Raw genomic sequence first — 23329 nt, forward strand, 5'->3', positions numbered from 1 at the left:
GATGCTTTAATAGTAACTCTTTTCAATTCGTTGGACGCAATTATCTAAAGTCCTTTATTTGATTGCGTCTACATTCAATTAAAAAATCCAGAATCTTAAGCTTTATTTTTAATTGTACTAATAAAAATAAATAAATAGATAAAGTTTCTTATTCTTATTATATAGAACTGAAATACTGTGGTTATTATTATTTTTTACAAAAAAAACAATAGATTATCTTCTTTTTTTACTGTGGGTAAGCTTATATTTAGTTCTGAATTAGCGGCTTATATAAATATAACTATTCTCTCGCTTGTTGTTTTTCACCAGTTTATCCTCTTCTTTTTCTTCGAGTTATCCCCCGTTTAGTTTGCGTTTAAGGAATTCATGTTTTGAAACTAGTTATTTCTAGAGGATGCACTTCTTTACCTTTTTAGTAGAAAATTTAACTCTAACTGTGGATAACTCTGTTTTTTTCCACAGGGCTGAGTATAATCTCCTATTCACTGCAATACATTCTTAAGGCTATTCGTCTTCCTGCTTTGCTGGAAATAACTTAAATGGGCATATGCAGCTACGTGTTACGAGTTTACCTAAGCTGGTGATTTCTCTTGCTGCTTGGGTCTATTCAATGGCAATATTTAATTTGCGTGCCTCTATCTGAAGTCGCCTTATAGAACATAGGAGTATTTGTGCCTGCGAATCTTTGGCAGAAATGTTTGGGTTTTTTAAAAGAGGAATATCCTCCCCAACAATTTAATACATGGTTGCGTCCTTTACAGGCTGAGTTGCAGGACGCCAATTTGGTTTTGCTAGCGCCTAATCGCTTTGTCGTTGATTGGGTAAAAAAGAATTTTTATTCAAGAATTAAAGAGCTAGTCAGTCAATTTGGTGCCGGCATTATTTCTTCAGTCAGTATTGAGATTGGTTCTAAAGCTGTTTCTCCTGTTTCTATGGAGCAATCAGCTAAAGAGCAATCTGTTAGCAAAGTTGCTCCTAAGAAAACAGCTGATTATAAGAACAGTTACCTTAATAAAAAGTTTCTATTTGATAGTTTCGTTGAAGGTAATTCTAACCAACTTGCTCGTGCTGCTTCCTTACAAGTCGCTGAGCGCCCTGGTGAAGCTTATAACCCTCTATTTATTTATGGAGGTGTTGGCTTAGGTAAGACCCATCTAATGCATGCTATTGGTAATACGATATTAAAAAATAATCCTGAAGCAAAAGTTCTCTATCTACATTCTGAACGATTTGTTGCTGATATGGTTAAAGCTTTGCAAACTAACTCTATAAATGAGTTCAAACGATTCTACCGTTCTTTAAATGCTCTGCTTATTGACGATATTCAATTTTTTGCTGGCAAAGATCGTTCCCAAGAAGAATTTTTCCATACTTTCAACGCTTTACTAGAAGGACAACAGCAAATTATCCTTACCAGTGATCGCTATCCTAAAGAAATTGAAGGCATGGAAGAGCGCCTTAAATCACGTTTTGGCTGGGGTTTAACTGTCGCTGTTGAGCCGCCTGAGCTTGAAACACGTGTTGCAATTTTAATGAGTAAAGCGGAACAATCAAGCATTGAACTTCCTTATGAAGTGGCCTTTTTTATAGCCAAACGAATTCGCTCTAATGTTCGTGAACTGGAAGGTGCGTTACGTCGTGTGATCGCTAATGCTCATTTTACTGGTAAACCTATTACTATTGATTTTGTCCATGAGGCGTTGCGTGATCTATTAGCTTTACAAGACAAGTTAGTAACTATTGAAAATATACAGAAAACAGTGGCTGAATATTACAAAGTTAAAGTTGCTGATTTATTATCTAAGCGTAGAAGTCGTTCCATCGCTCGTCCTCGACAAATGGCAATGGCTTTAGCAAAAGAACTGACTAACCATAGTCTTCCTGAAATCGGAGATCATTTTGGTGGCCGAGATCATACCACGGTCATTCATGCTTGCCGTAAGGTAAAAGAATTGATTCAAGATGAAAATGATTTTGCTGAAGATTACAAAAATTTAATGCGCACTTTAACATCTTAGTTCTGGATAATTTATGTTTGATTTGACTCTTGCCAAAGACCAATTATTAACCCCGTTATTAACTGTTGCTGGTGCTGTTGATAAAAAGCAATCGCTGGCCATCCTATCAAATATTTTGCTTTGTTTACAAAACAACCAATTATTGCTTACCGCAACCGATTTGGAAATGGAAATTACAGCTTGTGTAAATTGTGATGCGAGTCATTCTCAGGGTAAAATTACAGTTCCCGCTAAAAAATTTATTGATATTATCCGCTCTCTTGATGACGATGCGACTCCTACTATTACATTAAATGAGGGTACAGTAGTTATTGGTGCCGGTCGTAGTAAATTTAAATTAGCCACCCTTCCTGCTGCAGATTTTCCTGCGAGTGAACATGAACTAAGCGAAATTGAATTGACCGTTGCAAAGGCAAATCTTATCCACTTGTTGCAGTCCACTCATTTTGCTATGTCTCAACATGATGTTCGCGTTTTTTTGAATGGATTACTTCTTGAACTTGATGGCTCAATAATTACTTCAGTCGCTACAGATGGTCATCGTATGGCTGTTTGTAAATTCAATTGTGAAACTAGCAATCCTCATCATCGTTTTTTAGTTCCTAAAAAGGGTGTGCAGGAAATGTTAAGATTACTAAATAATATAGATGATGAGCACGTGGTTATTTCCGCAGGCAAAGGACATTTTAAACTTTCTACACAGAAATACACTTTCCAATCCAAGCTTATTGAAGCTCGATTTCCCCCTTATGCTAAAGCTATACCGAAAGACCAAGACAAATTTGTGCTTATTGATCGTGATCTACTCAAGCGCGCACTTGCACGTATTGTTATTCTCGCGCATGAAAAATCCAGAGCTGTTGTCTTGCATATGCAGGCAGGGATGCTTACTTTGATTGCTAACAATCAGGAGCAAGAAGAAGCTATGGAAACTTTGGAAGCTCATACAGACGGTAATGAAATTAAAATTGGTATTAATGCCAGTTATTTATTGGATGTATTGAATTTTCTAGGTGAAGGTTTGGTTCGCTTATCGATGTCCACCACAGATAGCAGTATTTTGGTTGAATCCGTTCAAGATGAACAATACCAATATATTATTATGCCTATGAAATTATGAGCCTTGCTCAATTACAACTTTATAATCTGCGTAATATTCAATCTGCTCGTTTGGATTTACATTCACGAATTAATTTTTTCACGGGAGAAAACGGCAGTGGAAAAACTTCCGTTTTAGAAGCTATTTACTTATTAGGTAGTGGCCACTCTTTTCGTACTCGTGAGATACTTCCTCTTATAAGTCATGGCGAAGAGTCGCTTACTGTTTTTGCCCGTACGTTCGATGAACAAAGTATTAGCATTCAAAAATCAGTACACTCACCTACTCAAGTTCGTATTAATAAACACGTTTGTCAAAGTAGTAGTGAGTTGGCACATTTTTTACCTTGCCAGGTCTTTTATCAAGATATTTTTCAAATTATTGACGCAGGTCCCTCCGTTCGTAGAAGTGTAATGGATTGGGGATTGTTTCACGTGAAACAAAATTATCACTCTCTCTGGAAGGATTATAAACGTGCATTAAAACAACGAAATGTTCTCTTAAAGCAACGAGCACATCCTCGTATGCTTACGCCCTGGAACTTGATAATTTCCGATTTAGCGACAAAATTGGATGAAGCAAGAGGAGAATATTTTTTATTGCTATGCCCTGAGTTTGAGAAAACACTTCGTCAATTAACCACATTAGATTTTTCATTACAATATTATAAGGGTTGGGATAAACGTGAAGCTGGGAAATCGCTTGTAACTATTTTGGAAGAAAATTATGAAAAAGACATCGCTCGACAGTTCACTCAATATGGTGCACATAAAGCGGATTTGTTTTTAACTAGTGATGAATTTAGTGCAAAACAATATTTATCACGTGGCCAACAAAAAATATTACTGTTTGCACTTAAGCTATCACAGGCTAAATTAATGTCCAAACCTTGTCTCTACTTGTGTGATGATCTAACGTCTGAATTTGATAAATATCATATCGAACGATTACTTAACCTGTTTATGGAAATCGAAGGGCAATTTTTCATAACTTCAACCTCTTCTCTTTCTGAATTTTTTGTAAATGACTCTGAACAGAATTTTTTTTCTTTGCGTCAAGGAAAAATATGCTGATCAAGTTTTAGGTGTAAGGCATAGTAACGCATGTCAATCCAAGTATCAGCTAATAATTAAGCGAGCTTATTCAGCCAGAAAATGTTTCACGTGAAACTTTAAATGGCTATGGAAAAGCATAAAAAATATCGAATAACAATATGCCAGGTAGTCTAATTTGAATCGTAAAGAACACGTGTTGCTAAAAAAACAATCATTCAAATTAATGCAGGAAACATAGGGCTAAAAGCCATGTCAATCATGTAAAAAAGACTCATTTGTGGTACAATAACCTATTTAGTACCCAATAGGCAAAGAGGACTCTTATGAGCGTTGACGCCAGTTATGATTCGTCGAATATCAAAGTATTGAAAGGATTGGATGCAGTAAGAAAGCGTCCTGGAATGTATATCGGTGATACTGACGATGGTACTGGCTTGCATCATATGGTTTTTGAGGTTGTTGACAACTCAATCGATGAAGCGCTAGCAGGTTATTGTCATGAAATTAATGTCACTATTCATAGTGACGAATCGATCAGTGTTAAAGACGATGGTCGCGGTATTCCGGTCGATATCCATAAAGAAGAAGGACGCTCGGCTGCAGAAGTTATCATGACTGTTTTACACGCTGGCGGAAAATTTGATGACAACTCATATAAGGTATCCGGTGGCTTGCATGGCGTAGGTGTATCTGTGGTAAATGCTCTTTCTGAGGAACTGCATTTACAGATTCGCCGCAATGGCAAAGTGCATGAACAACATTACAGAAATGGTGTTCCCGATGCGCCACTGGCTGTAACGGGTGACGCCAACTCTACTGGTACGCAAGTTTGGTTTAAACCTAGCGCGAATACCTTTACAAATATTGAGTTCCATTACGATATTCTGGCAAAACGCTTAAGAGAACTGTCTTTCCTTAATTCGGGGGTTTGTATTCATCTTTATGATGAAAGAACACAAAAGCGGGATACTTTCCGTTATGAAGGTGGTATTCAAGCATTCGTAGAACATTTAAATCGCAATAAAACTCCGATTATGCCCACTGTGTTTACCTTGGCTAGCGAAAGAGACAACATCAGCGTGGAATTAGCGATGCAATGGAATGATTCATTCCAGGAAACAATATTTTGCTTTACCAACAATATTCCACAACGAGATGGTGGTACTCACTTAGCTGGATTTAGAGCGGCACTTACTCGTACCTTAAATACTTACATTGAGAATGAGGGATTTGCCAAAAAAGCTAAGGTTGTTACTACTGGTGATGATGCAAGAGAAGGTTTAACCGCGGTATTGTCTGTCAAAGTACCTGATCCTAAGTTTTCTTCACAAACGAAAGACAAGCTGGTTTCTTCAGAAGTAAAAGCAGCTGTTGAATCGCTGGTAGCTGAAAAGCTAAATGATTTTCTCTTGGAAAATCCTGCTATTGCCAAATCAATTGTGGGTAAAATTATTGATGCAGCAAGGGCACGTGAAGCGGCCCGTAGGGCGCGAGAAATGACTCGGCGTAAAGGTGCACTTGATATTGCAGGATTACCTGGAAAATTAGCTGATTGCCAAGAGAAAGATCCAGCGTTGTCAGAACTTTATATCGTAGAGGGAGACTCAGCAGGAGGTTCTGCGAAACAGGGACGTGATAGAAAATTCCAGGCAATTTTGCCGCTCAAAGGTAAAATTCTTAATGTCGAAAAAGCGCGTTTTGACAAAATGCTTTCTTCACAAGAAGTGGCTACATTAATCACAGCTTTAGGATGTGGAATAGGTCCTGATGAATATGATCCAGATAAGATTCGTTATCATCGTATCATTATTATGACCGACGCCGATGTGGATGGTTCGCATATTCGTACCTTATTATTGACGTTCTTTTATCGACAAGCACCTGAACTTATTGAGCGTGGATATATTTATATCGCTCAACCACCTTTATACAAAGTAAAGCGTGGTAAACAAGAGCAATATGTAAAAGATGATGAAGCGTTGTATGAATTTTTAACACAAAGTGCTCTGGACAATGCTGAATTTATCCCTGGTAAAGGGTTACCTGCAATTTCCCCAATGGCGTTAGAAGATCTGGTTATGAAGTATCGCCGTGTCGAAAAAATAATTAAACGCCATACAAGACGTTATAATGAAGATATTCTAAGACGATTGATTTATTTACCCACACTTCATAGTGAAGACTTCGAGAAACACGAAAAGATTAATGCATGGGCTAATCAGCTACATTTGAGTCTGCAGCAATTAGGTAATAAAACTCAGCAGTTCAGAGTGGATGTTATTCAGCATAAAGAAACGGAAAACTACTTACCTCGTGTAACCATTACTCAACACGGAATGGATCATCATATTCTTTTAAATTCAGAATTCTTCCTTTCTAAGGATTATAAAGAATTAGCAAATTTAGGTGCAAAACTAGCAACCTTGGTTGAGGAAGGTGCTGTTATTAAGCGCGGCGAGAAGACTCAAGAAGTTGAATCGTTTGAGCAAGCGCTAGCTTGGATTATGGACGAGGCAAAACGAGGTCAAAGCATTCAACGCTATAAAGGTCTTGGAGAAATGAACCCTGAGCAACTTTGGGAAACCACTATGGATCCCGAAGTTCGACGTATGCTGCAAGTCAGCATTGAAGATGCTGTCGCTGCGGATGAAATCTTTACATGCTTAATGGGTGATCAAGTTGAGCCAAGACGAGAGTTTATCGAGTCAAATGCACTTGATGCTGAGAACATTGATATCTAATGGAAGTAATTCTCATCTTAACTAATTCAGGAATTGGGGTGTGAGTCTCGATTCCTGAGTTTTTTCGTCGTAGTTAATACTTAACGTTTCAAGAACCAATAAATAAAAAAGAAATCCTTTAGATGATGCTATATAAAATATACCATTAGTTTCAGGGAGTGTATTTCACCAACAGAAAAAAGAAGTTTTTGCTTTTGCAATTACTAGTTTTAACGGTAATGCCTATGAAATAGGCAAAAAAAAGCCGCATCCTTGCGGCGAAGCACATCCATTGTGCTGGTCCCTTAGTTTGACTTCCTGTCAGACAATCCATGTCATCCTTATGTATTTCAGTATATATCCTTTGTACAAACTGTCATGAAGGAATTCGATGTATGCTTTGTAAGAAATATCTCAAAGATAAGAGGGTATTTTCTTTATGACATGACAACATCGGAAATTAAAGAAGAATATATAATATATTCAATAGCTTATAAAATCAATAATTGTACGATTGTGCAAATTATAGCCATAGGTTTAGCGGTGGGGTGAAACCCCGTTCGTTAATTCATCTCATTTGCAGCTTCTTACGTCTGGCATGGATGAATTCGTTGAAGGAAAAAAAATAGCTAGTAAACGCCCTTGTGAAAGGGCGCGTCTAAGATTAATTGTAAGTTATTTCAGTTTTCGATTCTTCACTAAGGGTTGTTGTTTCATCTTCAGAAATAGAGGCAAACATCGAGTTACGCTCACGACTTGGGGAACGTTGTATTGAGCGCTGCTGCTCTTCAACAATCGCACCAAATTGATTGGTACAGTCATCATCTTGTTTCACCAAGCTTTCCGAAAATATTAAAGCTAATTGCCGTGCAATCATAGAGTATTGACCCGACGCTGCTGTGGCCATTTTTTCTGAAAGCGCTTTCATATTAGGAACTAACTTCGCTACTAACTCTGGAAATTCATGAAAGAATGAGATATTGAAATCACGATCAGCAAAAACGAGATGCGGTGTGCTGCCATTTAAATTAGTGGCTAATCTATTTAATATACAAACTCGTCCAATGGCTGCTGAGAATTCGTTACACACCAGTGAGCGATGAATAACTTTATTAAGATCGCTAAAGCCAGAAGTTGGACAATTCAACGCAATTTTTGTAACTAAAGCCCTTCTATCTTTGCCACTGAGCTCATTTATCGCGTCCCTACTTTCAATTAACGAGACGCCATTATCTTTTTTTATGAGCGACTCATAAGGATTCTCCATCTCAATTAACTCTGCTTTTGAATATTTCATGTTAATCTCCTTATATTGCCTGTGGTTGCATGGCCAATTACTAGTAATCCAGCTCCTAAAGAATCTTACTGTTTAAAAATAACTCTCGGGATAAACAGCGTATAAAGCGTTGAGATTGTATTCCAGCATCTTGGCAGACCGGTTGGTCAGAAATAATTGTGATACAGGCTCTTATTATAGTAACGAAATCGAGTGTGGATGCAACAAGCAATTCGGATTAAAAATAATCGACAGCAGTTAATGGCGGAATCACTGCTACCTGCTTTGTAAACTTGCTATTAACAGGCCGACTTTAAATGAAAAAAATTTTTGCAGATAGCCATAAAGTTTTCTATTTTACAGACGACAACACTAATGAAGTGGTTGCCTGAAATAAAATAATAATAAGGAGTAGGCAATGTCAAAAAATCATCTCTTGCAAGACCCTTTCTTAAATGAATTACGAAAGGAAAAAATTCCGGTTTCCGTCTTTTTAGTTAACGGAATTAAGTTACATGGCATAGTGGATTCTTTTGATCAATATGTTGTGATGTTAAAAAACTCTGTCACCCAGATGGTCTATAAACATGCTATTTCCACGGTGGTACCTTCGCGTCTGGTAAAAATACCTACTGGTGACGAAGAGGGAAATGTGGCAGACTAACTGTTTCTATTTAAATCGGAAACACAGTCTTGTTTGACAGACCCCAAGGAGGAGAGCGAGCTATTCTCGTTCAGTTAGCTCTCCCTGAAGTTGATGCAGCAAAAGCGCTTGCTGAATTTAAAGAATTGGCGATATCAGCACAGGCCGAAGTAGTGGCCTGTGTTGAAGGCGCACGTTCTACCCCTGAGGCAAAATATTATGTTGGTTTAGGTAAAGCAGAAGAAATCAAGCAGCAAGTCTTGGCGTATGAGGCGGAATTGGTATTAGTCAATCATGAGCTTTCTCCTTCCCAGGAAAGAAACTTAGAGCGCTTATTAGAGTGTCGTGTTGTCGGTCGCAGCGGCTTGATTCTTGATATTTTTGCCCAGCGAGCACGAACATTTGAGGGTAAGTTACAAGTCGAACTCGCACAGTTACAACATTTATCAACACGTTTAGTGCGAGGGTGGACCCACCTTGAAAGGCAGAAAGGGGGGATTGGTTTACGAGGTCCTGGGGAAACTCAGTTAGAAACAGATAGACGATTACTACGCGAGCGAATTAAATCCATCAATAAGCGGCTGGAAAAAGTAAGACGCAGCCGAGATCAAAACCGTCGTGCAAGACAAAAAGCAGCGCTACCTACAGTATCACTGGTTGGATATACCAACGCCGGTAAATCAACGCTTTTCAATGCGCTAACGGGCGAGCATATTTATGCGGCTAATCAATTATTTGCTACTCTCGATCCAACGATGCGTAAATTAGAACTACCTGGTTCTACTTCAGTCATTCTAACCGACACGGTAGGTTTTATTCGTGATCTTCCCCACCAATTAATAGAGGCGTTTCGAGCAACGCTTGAAGAGACTCAAGAGGCTAATTTATTACTCCATGTCATTGATATTTCTGATCCGCATTGGCGCGATATGGTTCTTGCTGTAGAACAAGTACTAGACGAGCTTGGTGTCAAAGATATTCCCATGATTCAGGTTTTTAACAAAATCGATCAGCAAGAGAATTGGGAGGCTAAAATAGATCAGCAAGAAGAAGGCATCAAAGTTTGGATTTCAGCAAAGACAGGGGCTGGTCTTGATTTGCTACAACAAGCAATTTCTACACAACTTCAAGGAGCTATTGTCGAGGAAGAGATTTTGCTAGCCCCTACAGACGCAAAATTGCGCGCTGCTTTGTATGAAATGGATGCTGTTTTAGGTGAAAAGGAAGAGCTAGAAGGCGGTTGGTCTTTAAAAATTAAATTAACTCAAGAACAAAAGAAACGCTTATTCAGCCGACATGCCAAAAATCTCACGCCCTAAAACAGAGCGCTGGTTATATTATATTTATCAGGCCTAATTTTTCTCATGCTTTCATGAAGTTAAATGTATTCAAATCTAAAAAAATAAATTTCTTAATATTTGGTTAATAAAAGCGCAGTAAAATTGCACTCATTTTGTTTAAAAATAAATTACTATGAGCAGCAAAGAATCCGCTAAAAAATTCCTCTCGAGAGTAGAACAATTCATCGAAAAAGAGTCTAATCCCGAAATAACAAAACGTATATTCTCCGAACTCAAACTTGATAAATTAGTCACGAGTAACAAGGAATATACAGATTTTTATCATCAGATAACAACAGAAAAAGTTTCTTTAGAAAAACTGCTCGATTATTTAAAACAAAGCCTTATAGACAATGAGCCAATTTGTAGATTGCTAGCCTATATTGAAGATAATAATTTAATAAGTGACACAGAGCTTAAGACCGCATCGACAACACTTCAAGTACAAATTAACATGCTCTGCATCTTTGAAGCGATCACGGTGACCATGGCAAATGGTGAGTCTTTTGCCGAAGATATGTACGAGCATTTAGTTAAACGCAGTGGTTCTTATTATCCTGGTAATCCCTTTGTTGATTTTTTCTTCGGTACTCCTTTTAAAGCGTCTTTGTTTGAACGATTGAAAATAATCTCTATTAAACCGGGTTTACTCAATATTATTTTTCATAAATCAACCGGTGAAAATGAAGAAAAGCAATCGGATGTGGATGAGTTTGTCAAAAGAAAGAATTTATCAGGTTGGAATGCCAGTAATGTAGAGCGAGCAATTCCTAATGCAACCTCTACCAGTACGGTATCAGGTATGGGGCTTAATATTTTAGAAGCCGCCTGGCAAGATTTTCAAGGTCCGGCTAAAGAAAGTGGTGGTACTGATAATGCCAAAGCGGGTCTTATGTTGATTAAAATCATCGAAGAAATGCAATGTTTGAGTAGCTATCAACTGGTTTCTCAGTTTCTTCCAGAAAAAACTACTGCAGATGGTGCATCTTATAGTCTCTTACCTGGGCTCAAAATAAACTCCTCGAAAAAGAAGGTCTCTCAGTTTGCTATTGATTCATTTTGGCGAGATTTATACAACAGCTGGAATTTATTATTTGTTGGCGCAAATTTGGATGCTGTTTTCCTTCTCATAAAATTGTTAATTCCTTCTGTTTTTGCGGCTCAACCACAAAACTATAAAGAAATTAGACTGTTATCTTTATTTACATTTGCCTACCAGTACATGAACGAGGATACTATAAATAATCCCTTTTTTGCTGCAACATTTAAGTTCGCCAATGGTAAAGCAATATTGAAAAAATGGGGTGAAATTAATAAAGAATACGGTATTGAGTTATTCAATAAACTTCGTCCTACTGAAAAAAACGAAGCTGATGTTGTTTTTGAGCACGTTTTTGGTAACTATCCAAATTTTAATTTTTTACGTCATATTGTTTCGTTTGGTTTATCCCCCTCACAATATACATTAACCAAAGCACACCCAAAGACTAGCAGTCAATCCCGATCTGGATTTTTTTCACCTCGAGAAAGTACTGAGCCAGCAAAGGATAAAATGGAAGTATTTGGGGAAGAGAAAAATTTTGATATGTATTAATAACAACGAAAAGTTACGCTTGATTGAGTATTCCTGGATGCATCGGCTAAGCCGATGCGGTTAGAACGATTGCTCCTCAACCTACGTACCTGCCCCTTACTGTACACTTGTCCGAGGTATCGAATGACCACCAATCAAATAACAAAGGGAATAATCTTATAGGGTACTAAATTACAATAAGTGGTCCAATAAGAGCCGTATTTTTGAGCGCAGCGCTCATCGTCTCTAAAAGCACGATCAAACAAAAGGAGAGTTAAAAAACATACATAGAAATAGGGGGCAAAATGATTAAATAATGCTGGTACAGACCAGAAAAACGCTCCAGCAATTTCAGGTAGATAATGGAAGTGTCGAGAAACTCCCCACCAACCTGAGCTTAAAATGATGTTTTGCTTTTTCTCACCTTTTTCTGTGTAATAATCAGCCACCATAATACGCGGTCTTTTGCCCCACACGTTACAATTCCCAGCTGTAGCTCGTACCACTTGTCGTTGTCTATCGGCAAGATAGTTAATTAAGATACTTGTGGCCCCCGCAATAAAAATGCCTAGGGCAAGCCAATAAGATAGTGAATGAGGAGGCATCACTAAATACATGGTAGGTGAAGTATAAATACAAGGGACCCATACAAGACAACCCCAGCAAATATAAAAGCCTGCCCTGTCATGCATGATATCTAACGAACTAAGATAGCCTGTTTCCCAAATGAAAAATTTTGTTATATAAATAAATTGTAAGGCAACAGCAACTATCATGGCGTTCGTTAAACCAAATAAAGCCTGTTGTTTGGCCGCATAGGATAGCAAAATTAATCCCCAGCTCATCATGCCTAAACGGCAGTTAATGAACATCTTAAGATTAACGCCCAGAAAAGCTGGGTAAAGTTCAGTGCCCCAGTAATAATCAAAAATAAAGTTGCCGCTACTGCCTGAGTCAGTAGAGGATGGCAAGAAACGTCCTTTTACATAAAAAAGACCGCAAAGAACCAAGCTAAAACAATTTAATGCGCCAATAATTGCACCAAAATTATCATAAATAATCGATGCGGAAAAAAGCTGCAAATAAAAACTGGCAAAGCAAAACGAAAAAACAGTTATTAAAAAAACAAGCAAGCCATTTGCTTTATAAACGGGAATATTTCCCTTAGCTGTAATCGGTCCATAATATAATTTGCCTTTAACAAATTTGGTGAGTAAGAATTCAAAAATAATAAAGGAAAATATAATTATCCAAGCGGTAGGTGAACCAAAAAAGACAGGACTCCAAATGGTGTAAAAAGTATGAAAAAAACCTTCTTGCAGGATAAGTTGCCAAAGTAAACCTAAGGAGCCTTGTAATGCAGTATTGGTATACCACATAGCAATAGCAAAAGGTGGGCAACTTAAAATTAAAAAAAGTGGACCGAGAGTATTGCGAGTAAATTTCATCCGAATCCCTGGAAGTTAGCTGCTAAGCACCTGTCACAGTGCAATGTCTAGAGTAAAAAATAGTATCTTTTCACTGGCGTTAGATCAATAGCTATAATTTCACTTTCATTTATAAGGAATAACATTTATTGTTTGACCAATTAACCAGTAAATATTTCAAGCTAATAAATTCTCGCTTTGAGACTAGATGAAAGGCCAAGATTGTGACTACCCGAAATAATATGCTTCGCTCTTATCTTTTTTCTACCGTTTTAATTATTTCCATTGTTTTGGGGGGAGTGGTTGGTTATTTTTTTGAGCAAGTCAGGTTATTAAAACCCTTGGGTGATATTTTTCTAAACTTGTTGCTAACCGCCATTGTTCCACTTATTTTTTTCAGTATTTCCTCTGCGATTGCAAAAGCCGGTTCATTAGGAAGGCTAGGAAAAATTATGTCACGCATGATTTTCATTTTTCTTCTTACCGGATTGATTGCAGCATTATATGCGCTGTTCGTCGTAAAGCTTTTTCCGCTAGTCAATAATTTTCCTATTGAGCTTACTTCACCAGAGAATGCAACTACCTTGGGTTTTAGTGACCAACTTGTAAAGGTTTTTACGGTTTCTAATTTTAGTCAGTTGTTTTCTCATGAGCATATTTCTGCGTTGATAGTTTTTTCTATACTGGTGGGATTAGCACTGGTCTCTGCTAAAGAAAATGGAGAGACGTTTGTTAAGTTTTTGCAGGAAGGTGAAGATTTGTTTATGCGTGTGATTTCTTTAATCATGTATTTTGCACCCATCGGCTTTTTTTCTTATTTCGCAGTTTTAGTCAATGAACTTGGCCCCAAATTGGTGGAGAGTTATATTCGCATTGCTGTAATTTATTACGCGGCTTCGCTTGTTTATTTTGTGGTGGTGTTCAGTATCTATGCTTATTTAGCAGGTCAATTGGCAGGGGTTAAGTTATTTTGGAAAAATCTTTTTTTACCAGCGACGACGGCGTTGGCAACCTGCAGTAGTGCCGCGAGTATTCCAGCCAATTTGCTTGCAACTAAAAATATGGGCGTCTCTTCTGAGATTTGTGAAACGGTCATCCCTTTAGGATCAATCATTCATAAAGATGGCTCAGTTATGGGTGGCATTTTTAAAATTGCTTTTTTATTTGGAGTTTTTCACTCAAATTTTAGCGGTCTTGATGTTTTATGTGTTGCAATTGCGGTTTCACTGCTCGTAGGGACGGTGATGGGGGCTATTCCAAGCGGAGGAATGATCGGTGAATTATTAATATTAGCTGTCTATGGCTTTCCTTCCTCAGTTTTACTCGCCGTAGCTGCAATTAGCGTCATTATTGATCCAATAGCCACTATGCTGAATGTAACTGGGAATACAGCCAGCAGCATGCTTATTACACGATTGGTGGATGGAAAAACATGGCTTCTTAAAATAAAAGAAATTAAAGCCTAGGTTTATCCATGTTTTCGCTCAGGAATTTTTTTAATGATACAGGTAAGTAATCCCCCCAACGCTCCGTAAACTCAGCTATTTCATGTGTATTTTTAGTGAGGAGAAGATTTTGAATAGCAATTTCTTTTTCCCCAGTATTAAGAATTTTTCTTAATACCTCCTGTTCCTTTAAATCATTTGGCCCTGGTGACTTAAAAAAAATAGATACTCTCCTACCAGGTTGTTCGGGGAAGAGTAATGCATTTAGAACGAGCTCATTGATTGTTGTATTGTCTGCTTTAACGGTGTAACTATCCCCAAGGAATAACTCCTCACATAAAACCTCTACATTCTTAGGATTAGTAAAAAGTATTTCTACCAGTTCTGGATGTTCCTTTTTAATTTGAAAAAAAAGGGAGGGTTTATTTGCGTCAAAACGTACCCCCTCTTCAAGGGCGATATAAGAGGGTATTGTAAATAATAGTTTCAATATTTTACGAAAAAGTTGAGGATTCGTTTCATTTTCTAAAAATTTAATAACTACGTCTACGTTGCTATTATAACAAAGAGCCTCATTAAGCATTAATTGGTTTAAAATTTCAATCTTATCTTGGCAAGTGAAGCGGCTAAGGTCTACTATTTCCAAAGGCATTATAGCAAGTCTCAAGTTTGTCATCGTTTCATACAAAACTTGTTTCTCCTCATCTATTGTCTGTGTAGGTCCTCTGGTGGTTGCTGGTGGGAGAGAAATGGGTTGACCATTGCTACCACAAACCTCCACGTGAAGTGGCGGTAAACCGGCTAAAAAATTTATAATAGAGTGAACTGTCAAAGGAATTTCGAGGTCTGGATTCAGTAGTTTTAATTTTATGTAAAACCAAATTATTTCGTATTCATTCAGCTTAATAAGAGAATCCATTTGCGCACTAAGATAATGCAGCATTTTATTTTTGTCGCTGGTAGTGGCATGCTTAAAATAAGTGTCAACATGCTCAATCAATGCCTCTCTACTCAAACAAAAATCAGTCTCCTCGCTCCTCTTTTCATCGGCATAAAACTCAAGATGCTGTTTCATATGATCAATAAAATGAGTAAATCGCTCATAAAGGGTGCTAGTTAAAAATTGATGTAAAAAATTCAAAAACATAACCGCGATGTTTTTATTGAGTTGTAAATCATTGCGCAATGCTTCTGTTTCTATAAGTAGGATTTCTTTGTTGGCCCGTAAGAAGTTGGCCAGCGATTTGATTGGAGTGGTGGAGTCACCAACCATGATAAGCCATTGATGTAGGGTTCTATATTTTTGAGATATTTTTATTAAACTATCATAAAATTTTTTCTTCCAACCCATGGTTTGGTAAAAAATTATTTTTGACAAAGACAATGCCTCAGAGAAACTTTGATCACCTGTTAAAAGATTGATGGCCTCGGAGCGTTCAACCAATGCTCTCATTGAGTCTTTATGTAAAGGAAAAGGGTTAGTGAGCCGAACAATTTTGTCGGATTTAGCCTGACTGGCTTCGAATTCGGCTTTTGTAACTTCTCGTCTGGTAAGTTTGTTGTTTTCATTTTGATAAATGAAATAAACCGGCGACTCAGGAAAATGTATATATTCGATTTGAATGTGATTGAAATCCTCTAATTCTTAATAAAGTCGGAGCTTTCCAGAATTGTTACATGGCTTTCCGGGTTGGTGTCTTTATTTGTAGAGGCCTGGAGCGGCAATACAATATCTATATCCCGTTTGTTCGAACTAAGAATTGCTAATGCGATAAAGCGAGCCGCTGTGGCTCCCGTCATTGATTTAAATAATTTATTAAAGTAACCAAAATAGAGCTCTTTATTGGCTGAAAACAAATCAAGTGGGAGTTTGGCTAAATCCGTTGGATGAATTTCGGCAGGGTGATTAAATTGTTCGACAAAAACTCCCAAGCTATCATCGCCAAGTCCTGAACTTAAAAAAAAGGAGCCCGGGACAACGTCGATGTTTTCGCCTTTTTGGGTTTCTCTAAAAACAATATCATAATCGTATTCAGTAAATGAAATGACAGGTTTTAACGTCTCTGCAAGAAGTATTACCATTCGCTTGCTAAGAAAATTTGGTCTTGGATAGGAAATAATGAGATCGCATGCAGATAGATTACGATGTAATTGTCGCAGATTGGATTCGCGATCGAAGCCGTTTATAATTTCATATTTAGTTTGATCTGGAAACAAATTACGAACAGGCTCTTCATCTTCTTTCTGCACATTAATGACAACTTTAACGGAAAATTCGCCGGGAGGGTGGCTAAATTCTTCTAATAAATGCTGCAATTTAGCAGCAGCGCTGGGGTCTCCTAGTGTTTTTTGTGGCGCATAGGTGAGAATAAGAATTTGCATAATGTGTCTTTAAAGTAGAGCGCACAATAATTGTAGCAAATTTAAACCAAATGGTTAAAAGTGATTTATGTGCGAAGGAACTTCCTGATAGATGGAGTTAACCCTGATAATCATAAGAGAGCCAAATCATTGGAGCCTTAATAAGCTCCAGGTTGGTAGAAAAAATTTTGTCAGGAAATCGTCGCTTGAGAGGCTTTCTTTAAACTGGCTACGGTCTGGGGACCGTAGAGGATTTGGCTAAGTTTTCCCTGAGGGTTAAATACAAAGGTTGCAGGCACTCCAGGAATACTACCTAAATGCAATTGCTTTGCAGGGTCATTTTGTAAGCTAGGGTAGCGAATATTATATTTTTTAATGAGTCCTAATTGCTCATCTGCCGGTAACATATCGTAGTTGACAGCAAATAAAGCAACCTTGGCTTGCTGTTGTTGGTAAAATCGATTTAATTCACGGATCTCATCAAGACAAGGTTGACACCAACTTGCCCAATAATTAATGAATACCCATTTGCCCTGTAAACTACTAAAGGTTATTCGTTCCCCGTTTATCGTGGTTAACGTGACATTGGTTGCCAGCGCAAAATGACAAAATAGACTTAAGAGAAGGCCAATTAGAGCGTTTAAGCGAAACATTCGGTTCCTGCCTTTTAAAGAAAATAGCTTATTATTCTATTAGCAACGGTTTAGATCAAGATAATCCCTTCTAACCATCAGTGTTGCGCGTTTTAATGGATAAAAAAGTGTCGCGCATAAGGCGCGACACGTAGCAAAGATTAAGATAAATAATCTTTTATTTAGGACCTAGTATTTCCACATTGACCTCTGTTTCTTCGACTTGACTGGTCAGTTTTGTAGTACTGGGTTTTAACAGACTATATTTGCTTAATCCTTCATGGAGTTGTTGCTCACTAGCTGCCGTTCGCCAGTTTGGTCTTTCTACAGCTGGTGTTTGTTGTGGTGTGCAGGGTGGTGTTGGGATTGGGTCTGAGTCTGGATTTAATGCTCTTTCTTCTTCCTCAATACGCTTAAGTTCGGCAGAGGTTAAAGGGAGTACTTTTCCATCGTAAATATAGGGAAATAACCTTAATTTCGCGACTAACACGAAGGCATCCCATTTACCTTTAATTTCGCGATATCCCCATTGCGCAGGAGCAGTTTGCATTTGAGCATAATCAGAGGGTGACAGAGTCTTAATTTGACTTAAATTTTCGCGATAATACACTTTAGTATCTTCGCCAAGAACAAGTAGTGGCTGTATCTGACGATACTTGCGAGCAACATCGGGTAGATGTTCAAGGCCACCAAACTGTCTTTGTTGTGGTATTGTTTCGCCGGTGAGGACATGTTCAATATCTAGAAGGGAACATTGCATACCTGCAATGCAAGCTGCTTTATTATAATGATTAATACAACTATTAAAATCACCATCACCTCGAGCTGAAGTTGGCGCTTCTGTTGGAGTAGGTGTGGGGTCATAAGGACGTTCAGTATAAACGCCAACGCGATTTAATTCATTGTGTAGGTTATTCGCTAAAATACTTCCCCAGGTGCCGAAGCGCTCGGTGAGCAAAACACGTAAATCTCCCACCATAGACATGTGACCTGCTGCAAAATGATCGGTGTAGTAATGAAAAACAAATAATTCTACACAATAGGCGAGTGCTTGATAGCGATAGAAGAGTTCTTGTAAGTTGTGAACGGATAAACCGTCTTCTTGTGTCTGTAAAACTTTCAATAAAGCGTTAAGGTCGTCATTGCTCGTTTGATAGTTTTTATCAATAATTAATTGTTTTAATTCAGACGCCATATGCGCATATTTAAGAGCGAGATGATGACCTAAGGTGTAGACTCGTAATGACCAGGGCGTAAAATGAGTCTGATTACGGTTTAACATTTCACCATAATCTTTCACTCGAAAATAAAACATCAGCTGCTTAACATAATCGTTTAGAGTGGCTGAAAAAGGAAGATAATTGCTGCTATCAATTTTATAAATCAAATTAATATTACTGCGGCTAACATCAGGCGATGCCAGATTATTGTAAGCTTTGAGAAAAGCATCTTCTTCTATTTCTTTGATTGGTTGTTCAATTAGATAATCACCTAAGCTACTGCTTGAGGATTGCTCAGAAAATTGTTCTGTCATTTTAAAGCTGTTAAAACTAGGCAGATCAAGCTTCATATTCCAATCACGATCGGTAAAAAAATCGCCAGCCATGGCAATAATTTCTCCGGCAGTCATTTCAAGCTTCATGGGCACAGGAAAGCCATTTTCTTGAAAACGCTGTAAAGTGAGATGAAGTACTCCTTGCTCGTCAATGCGTAAATAAGGGTTATTATTAATGCCTGTAAAACGTAATGCATTACCTAATTCGGTATGTTCTTTTGTATCCACGGAAACTCCTTTTCCTAGTCTTGAACTTTCAGCATAGTGCAAGAATATTAATTTGTCAGTTCATGCAAAAAACATCGATTTAATAAGCTTTGTTTTTCAAGTATGCTTGTTCTTATTTTCTTGAGTTGGCTGTCATGACGACAATAAAGATTGCACGATTAATCACGGGTACTCTCTTGCGTGAGGGAGCGGGCGTAAAGCTTCACCGCTATATTGGTCTTATCCGACAAAATGATTTTGATCCAATTTTACTGCTTGATTTTTTTGATAGCGATAATGAGTTGGATTACATGGGTGGCTTCCCACCGCATCCACATCGTGGTTTTGAAACAGTGACTTATATGCTAAGTGGCAAAATGGAGCATCAGGATAATAAAGGTCATCGCGGTATCATAGGGCCTGGTGATGTTCAATGGATGACTGCTGGACGGGGTATTATCCACTCGGAAATGCCCAAGCAAACCCAGGGGCAGTTAACGGGGTTACAACTTTGGTTTAACCTGCCCGCGGCCAACAAATGGGTTGAACCCCGTTATCAGGAATATAAAGCAACGCAACTACCTGTTGAGACACATTCCTCGGGATTAAGCATCAAAGTTATTGCCGGCAAGACGGATCAGGGAACCCAATCTCCTATTGACGGCATTGCCACTCAACCTATTTTTTTAGATATTAGTTTTGCGATTGAGGAAAAAATAGACCAGCATATACCAGAGGGGCATCAAGCTATTCTCTTCACATTAGCAGGTGAAGTGACCATTGAAGGGCAAGTGGTCGCAGAAAAAGTACTTGCTGATTTAAGCGAAGGTACACGTGTATCTTTAGCGGGAAAACCCGGTACTCGATGTTTACTTGTTGCAGCCCAAAAAATAAAGGAACCTATTGCCTGGCTCGGTCCTTTTGTGATGAATACCCAACAAGAGGTTAGGCAGGCATTGGAAGATTATCGCAATGACCGTTTTTGATAAGGGAGAAAATAATGGCCAAAGTGTTAGTGCTTTACTATTCCAGTTATGGACATGTGGAAACAATGGCGGAAGAAGTGGCAAAAGGTGTGGCTGAAGTTGATGCTGTTAGTGTAGTAATTAAACGTGTTCCAGAACTTATGCCAGAAGAAGTTGCCAAAAAAGCAGGCGTTAAATTAGATCAAAAAGCTGAAATCGCAAAACCACAAGAGCTTACTGATTATGATGCCATTATTTTTGGTACTCCAACTCGCTTTGGTAATATGGCCTCGCAAATGCGCAATTTCCTTGATCAAACTGGGGGTATTTGGCTGAAAGGTGGTCTTATTGGCAAGGTTGCAAGTGTTTTTGTCTCTACTGGAACAGGCGGAGGAAATGAGTCCACTATTTTATCGTTTTGGCATACCTTAGTTCATCACGGAATGATCATAGTGGGTACTCCTTATTCCGAGAAAGGATTGACGGATTTAAGTGCGATGCGCGGTGGTTCGCCTTACGGCGCTGGTACTATTGCTGGAGCCGATGGAAGCCGTACGCCAAGCCCCGTTGAACGGCAAATTGCGCGTTCCCAGGGTAAGCATGTGGCTGGTATCACTAAAAAATTGTTTGGCTAAAAACGATCCGTTGGAGGCCCTGGTCCTTTTTCTGGTTTCATGACTGGCGCCTCTTCTTTTTTAGAACTCTTAAAGAAAAATCCTCCCCATTTCTTTTTCTTCGGCTTAATAACTGGTGCATCTTCCAGGCTGAGAGATTTTTCTGCTTTTAAGTTTGTCACTTTTTTATGACTGTTGTTATTGTGCTCTCCTTCTGGGTTAGTTTTAAAAATAGACGTTACTTGTTCTGGGAATTGGAGCTTCTCGGCTGTATTAAATAAATCGAATACTTCATTAAGACTGCCTCTATTTAGAGGTTTAAATGCTGTCATTTGATGAATAATCTCTTTTATAATTCGAGCGGCCTTAGGGTTAATTTCACCTTTAATGCCTTGAAATAAACCCGAATAATCATTCTTTTCAGCCATTTTCAGACGTTCCAAGCTTTTTATATCAGGATCATAACTGTCTAAATTTACTCGCCATAGTAATGCAAGAATACGACCCATTCCATAAATATCACTCTGTTGAGTGGTGCCTAAATCTAGAAGCACTTCTGGTGACACATAAGACATCGAGCCAACAGAGTCGTTAAGCATCTCGGCATCGTTAAGTTTGGCTAATCCAAAGTCAATCGTACCTACCAGGTTTTGCATAACGTCTACTATAATGTTTTCGGGTTTTAAATCGCGATGAACTAGTCCGGCATCAAAAACCTGTGTTTGCAAAGCCTCTATTAGACTCTTACTGAGCATAAGTCGTTCTTTAATCGTAAGTTTACGGACGCCAGTTAAGTCATCATTGAGAATATCGAAAAGTTCGCGTCCTTCCATACGACGGGAAACGCTATAAATGTGGTGATTAAATGTAACAGGGTATTTCGCATGGGAGTGCGGTGTCTTTTCGGTAAGATTATATTCTTTGACAGCGTCGTCCATGGTGCGATATGTATGGGGACGTTGTTTGGCAATGCGTCGCTTGCCATAAGGTTTGTGTTTAATGAGAACATCATCATGAGTCATGCGAATCGTCGCATTAATTGGATAAACAACACCAAATGACCCCTTCCCTAAGGGCGTCGAATCAATGGCCTCATAACGAGCACCGCCATTCTTACTTTCTCGCTGAATTACGGTTGATGTTAAAGCAACTTTGATTTTTTTCTTTTTATAAGTAATTTGGTAATAAGTGGCTTCTTGCCACCCTTGTGTGCTATCACTTGTTTGTTCTAAAAGTGCTCGGAGTAAAGGGCGATGTTTCTTTTTGGGATTGGCAGGGTTGATAAGCTTCTTTTTCATAAGTCTTCCTTGAACTTAATCCTTACTGGGTTAAGTATAGGCCAATGAAAGGAATATATACACAAAGGATTATATTTTGTCATTTTGATGTTTGCTGAGCAGAATAAATAATGTATAATCACTTGTCATTTTGCCCTCTACGAATGAGGGGGCTTTGCGTTAACTTCTGGCGAGACTGTGATGGCAATCACTTTAATAATTTTTTCAATAATAGTTCTGACTGTAATTTGTGTGTTTGCTATGGTTTATGGGCTTTTCAAACAACCTGCTGTCAAGCTATCGCCACTTGACTACATCAAACTATCCGCTAGTGGAGTTGTGGCATTTATTGCAGATACCCTCGGTATTGGCAGTTTCGCTGTTAATGTTGCTTTGGCAAAGCTATTGGGGACTTTTCCTGATGATGAATTACCGGCGGTCAATAACGGTGCTCAGGTGATTCCTGGCACGATAGAATCCTTTTTTTTCATGCGGCTTGTCGATGTTGATCTTACTACCTTAATTACTTTGGTATTGGGTACTTGTGTTGGAGGTCTTATCGGTGGCAGTGTCGTAAGTCGTCTAAGTAAGCAGGCTATTCGCTTAGCCATGATGTGTTGTTTTGTAGCAATTATAGGACTACTAATTTGTCATCAATTTCGTTTAATGCCTATTGGTGGTGATATTGTTGAACTTCATTCCTGGAAGTTAGTAATTGGTTTTTTTGCCATGGTTATTTGTGGTGCACTCACTTCGGTAGGCGTTGGTTTGTTTGTTATGGTACAGGCAGTTCTGTTTCTGTTGAATGTTTCGCCAGTGGTTGCTTTTCCCATTATGACAACGGCAGGGGCTATGCAGCAGCCATTAACAACACTTGTTTTTGTCCAACAAAATAAAATTCCTTTGAAAAAAACGTTCATTCTAAGTTTAGCTGGGTGTCTTGGTGTCTTTATCACCTTACCTGTATTTGCCAAACTTACTGTCACATGGTTACATTCCCTGCTACTTGCTATTTTATTTTTTAATCTTTACGCAATTACGCGCACCTATTTACGCGCTAGACCGCAAAAACGTTTTTCTTCTGCTCCAGAGATCTCCTTTGCTTCGGCTGACTAAATTCTG

Annotated in this window: 18 protein-coding genes; 11 read left to right on the forward strand and 7 right to left on the reverse strand. The window is 38.4% G+C overall.

Translation table 11 applies throughout. From position 1 onward, the window contains the following. Positions 1 to 671: 671 nt before the first annotated feature. The 4 genes from dnaA to gyrB all read left to right on the forward strand — a co-directional run bounded on the left by dnaA (position 672) and on the right by gyrB (position 6913). On the forward strand, positions 672 to 2018 hold the full coding sequence (dnaA, locus tag LHA_RS00005; protein ID WP_045104719.1) for a chromosomal replication initiator protein DnaA: 1347 nt from the start codon (positions 672 to 674) through the stop codon (positions 2016 to 2018). Between the two features lie 13 nt (positions 2019 to 2031). Beyond that, positions 2032 to 3138 carry a DNA polymerase III subunit beta gene (gene dnaN, locus LHA_RS00010; RefSeq protein ID WP_045104720.1) on the forward strand — a complete coding sequence of 369 codons (1107 nt, stop codon included), beginning with the start codon at positions 2032 to 2034 and terminating at the stop codon, positions 3136 to 3138. Next, positions 3135 to 4190 (forward strand): DNA replication/repair protein RecF, encoded by a 1056-nt coding sequence (recF, locus tag LHA_RS00015; RefSeq protein ID WP_045104721.1) that lies wholly within the window; start codon positions 3135 to 3137, stop codon positions 4188 to 4190. The genes dnaN and recF overlap by 4 nt, the downstream gene beginning before the upstream one ends. A gap of 305 nt (positions 4191 to 4495) precedes the next feature. After that, positions 4496 to 6913, forward strand: coding sequence for a DNA topoisomerase (ATP-hydrolyzing) subunit B (gyrB, locus tag LHA_RS00020; RefSeq protein WP_045104722.1), 2418 nt, complete (start codon positions 4496 to 4498; stop codon positions 6911 to 6913). Between the two features lie 643 nt (positions 6914 to 7556). Here gyrB and LHA_RS00025 read toward each other — a convergent pair. Continuing rightward, entirely contained in the window at positions 7557 to 8189 is a 633-nt protein-coding gene (locus tag LHA_RS00025) for a hypothetical protein (protein ID WP_045104723.1), read from the reverse strand. A 397-nt stretch (positions 8190 to 8586) separates the two neighbouring features. Between LHA_RS00025 and hfq the strand changes: the two genes are divergently transcribed. The 3 genes from hfq (at position 8587) to LHA_RS00040 (ending at position 11745) form a co-directional block, all read left to right on the forward strand. After that, a complete protein-coding gene (gene hfq / locus LHA_RS00030) occupies positions 8587 to 8832 on the forward strand; it encodes an RNA chaperone Hfq (RefSeq protein WP_045104724.1) in 246 nt (81 codons plus the stop codon). A gap of 29 nt (positions 8833 to 8861) precedes the next feature. Next, positions 8862 to 10130 (forward strand): ribosome rescue GTPase HflX, encoded by a 1269-nt coding sequence (hflX, locus tag LHA_RS00035; RefSeq protein ID WP_045104725.1) that lies wholly within the window; start codon positions 8862 to 8864, stop codon positions 10128 to 10130. Between the two features lie 154 nt (positions 10131 to 10284). Beyond that, complete coding sequence (locus LHA_RS00040; protein WP_045104726.1) at positions 10285 to 11745, forward strand: hypothetical protein; 1461 nt, start codon at positions 10285 to 10287, stop codon at positions 11743 to 11745. Positions 11746 to 11879: 134 nt separating this feature from the next. On the opposite strand, the gene LHA_RS00045 is transcribed toward LHA_RS00040, so the two are convergent. Next, a complete protein-coding gene (locus tag LHA_RS00045; protein WP_045104727.1) occupies positions 11880 to 13172 on the reverse strand; it encodes a phosphatidylethanolamine N-methyltransferase family domain-containing protein in 1293 nt (430 codons plus the stop codon). 203 nt (positions 13173 to 13375) lie between these two features. Between LHA_RS00045 and LHA_RS00050 the strand changes: the two genes are divergently transcribed. Continuing rightward, on the forward strand, positions 13376 to 14617 hold the full coding sequence (locus tag LHA_RS00050; RefSeq protein WP_172480816.1) for a dicarboxylate/amino acid:cation symporter: 1242 nt from the start codon (positions 13376 to 13378) through the stop codon (positions 14615 to 14617). On the opposite strand, the gene LHA_RS00055 is transcribed toward LHA_RS00050, so the two are convergent. From LHA_RS00055 to LHA_RS00070, 4 genes are all read right to left on the reverse strand, one after another. Continuing rightward, a complete protein-coding gene (locus LHA_RS00055) occupies positions 14607 to 16049 on the reverse strand; it encodes a hypothetical protein (protein ID WP_045104729.1) in 1443 nt (480 codons plus the stop codon). The genes LHA_RS00050 and LHA_RS00055 overlap by 11 nt on opposite strands. 185 nt (positions 16050 to 16234) lie before the next feature. Continuing rightward, positions 16235 to 16978: a hypothetical protein gene (locus tag LHA_RS00060; RefSeq protein ID WP_045104730.1), complete on the reverse strand. Its 744-nt coding sequence runs from the start codon at positions 16976 to 16978 to the stop codon at positions 16235 to 16237. Positions 16979 to 17148: 170 nt separating this feature from the next. Then, positions 17149 to 17610: a TlpA disulfide reductase family protein gene (locus LHA_RS00065; protein ID WP_045104731.1), complete on the reverse strand. Its 462-nt coding sequence runs from the start codon at positions 17608 to 17610 to the stop codon at positions 17149 to 17151. A 157-nt stretch (positions 17611 to 17767) separates the two neighbouring features. Further along, positions 17768 to 19372: a hypothetical protein gene (locus tag LHA_RS00070; RefSeq protein WP_045104732.1), complete on the reverse strand. Its 1605-nt coding sequence runs from the start codon at positions 19370 to 19372 to the stop codon at positions 17768 to 17770. 134 nt (positions 19373 to 19506) lie between these two features. Here LHA_RS00070 and LHA_RS00075 point away from each other — a divergent pair, with 134 nt between their 5' ends. Both LHA_RS00075 and wrbA read left to right on the forward strand, forming a co-directional pair. Next, positions 19507 to 20337 carry a pirin family protein gene (locus LHA_RS00075; RefSeq protein ID WP_045104733.1) on the forward strand — a complete coding sequence of 277 codons (831 nt, stop codon included), beginning with the start codon at positions 19507 to 19509 and terminating at the stop codon, positions 20335 to 20337. Positions 20338 to 20351: 14 nt separating this feature from the next. Next, positions 20352 to 20951: an NAD(P)H:quinone oxidoreductase gene (gene wrbA, locus LHA_RS00080; RefSeq protein WP_045104734.1), complete on the forward strand. Its 600-nt coding sequence runs from the start codon at positions 20352 to 20354 to the stop codon at positions 20949 to 20951. Here wrbA and LHA_RS00085 read toward each other — a convergent pair. Beyond that, complete coding sequence (locus tag LHA_RS00085; protein WP_045104735.1) at positions 20948 to 22228, reverse strand: protein kinase domain-containing protein; 1281 nt, start codon at positions 22226 to 22228, stop codon at positions 20948 to 20950. The two genes, wrbA and LHA_RS00085, sit on opposite strands and share 4 nt — an antisense overlap. A gap of 180 nt (positions 22229 to 22408) precedes the next feature. On the opposite strand from LHA_RS00085, the gene LHA_RS00090 reads away from it, so the two are divergent. Beyond that, the gene (locus tag LHA_RS00090) at positions 22409 to 23323 is read left to right on the forward strand and encodes a sulfite exporter TauE/SafE family protein (protein ID WP_045104736.1); all 915 of its coding nucleotides are present in this window, start codon (positions 22409 to 22411) and stop codon (positions 23321 to 23323) included. Positions 23324 to 23329: the final 6 nt, after the last annotated feature.

This window comes from Legionella hackeliae (assembly GCF_000953655.1).
Taxonomy (GTDB): Bacteria; Pseudomonadota; Gammaproteobacteria; order Legionellales; family Legionellaceae; genus Tatlockia; species Tatlockia hackeliae.

Excerpts from the sequence above, each read along its gene's own strand:
- LHA_RS00025 (WP_045104723.1), bottom strand. The coding sequence starts at position 8,189 with ATGAAATATTCAAAAGCAGAGTTAATTGAGATGGAGAATCCTTATGAG.
- wrbA (WP_045104734.1), top strand. The coding sequence starts at position 20,352 with ATGGCCAAAGTGTTAGTGCTTTACTATTCCAGTTATGGACATGTGGAA.
- LHA_RS00040 (WP_045104726.1), top strand. The coding sequence starts at position 10,285 with ATGAGCAGCAAAGAATCCGCTAAAAAATTCCTCTCGAGAGTAGAACAA.
- gyrB (WP_045104722.1), top strand. The coding sequence starts at position 4,496 with ATGAGCGTTGACGCCAGTTATGATTCGTCGAATATCAAAGTATTGAAA.
- dnaN (WP_045104720.1), top strand. The coding sequence starts at position 2,032 with ATGTTTGATTTGACTCTTGCCAAAGACCAATTATTAACCCCGTTATTA.
- recF (WP_045104721.1), top strand. The coding sequence starts at position 3,135 with ATGAGCCTTGCTCAATTACAACTTTATAATCTGCGTAATATTCAATCT.
- hfq (WP_045104724.1), top strand. The coding sequence starts at position 8,587 with ATGTCAAAAAATCATCTCTTGCAAGACCCTTTCTTAAATGAATTACGA.
- LHA_RS00090 (WP_045104736.1), top strand. The coding sequence starts at position 22,409 with ATGGCAATCACTTTAATAATTTTTTCAATAATAGTTCTGACTGTAATT.
- LHA_RS00055 (WP_045104729.1), bottom strand. The coding sequence starts at position 16,049 with ATGAGAGCATTGGTTGAACGCTCCGAGGCCATCAATCTTTTAACAGGT.
- LHA_RS00045 (WP_045104727.1), bottom strand. The coding sequence starts at position 13,172 with ATGAAATTTACTCGCAATACTCTCGGTCCACTTTTTTTAATTTTAAGT.
- LHA_RS00085 (WP_045104735.1), bottom strand. The coding sequence starts at position 22,228 with ATGAAAAAGAAGCTTATCAACCCTGCCAATCCCAAAAAGAAACATCGC.
- LHA_RS00060 (WP_045104730.1), bottom strand. The coding sequence starts at position 16,978 with ATGCAAATTCTTATTCTCACCTATGCGCCACAAAAAACACTAGGAGAC.
- LHA_RS00075 (WP_045104733.1), top strand. The coding sequence starts at position 19,507 with ATGACGACAATAAAGATTGCACGATTAATCACGGGTACTCTCTTGCGT.
- LHA_RS00065 (WP_045104731.1), bottom strand. The coding sequence starts at position 17,610 with ATGTTTCGCTTAAACGCTCTAATTGGCCTTCTCTTAAGTCTATTTTGT.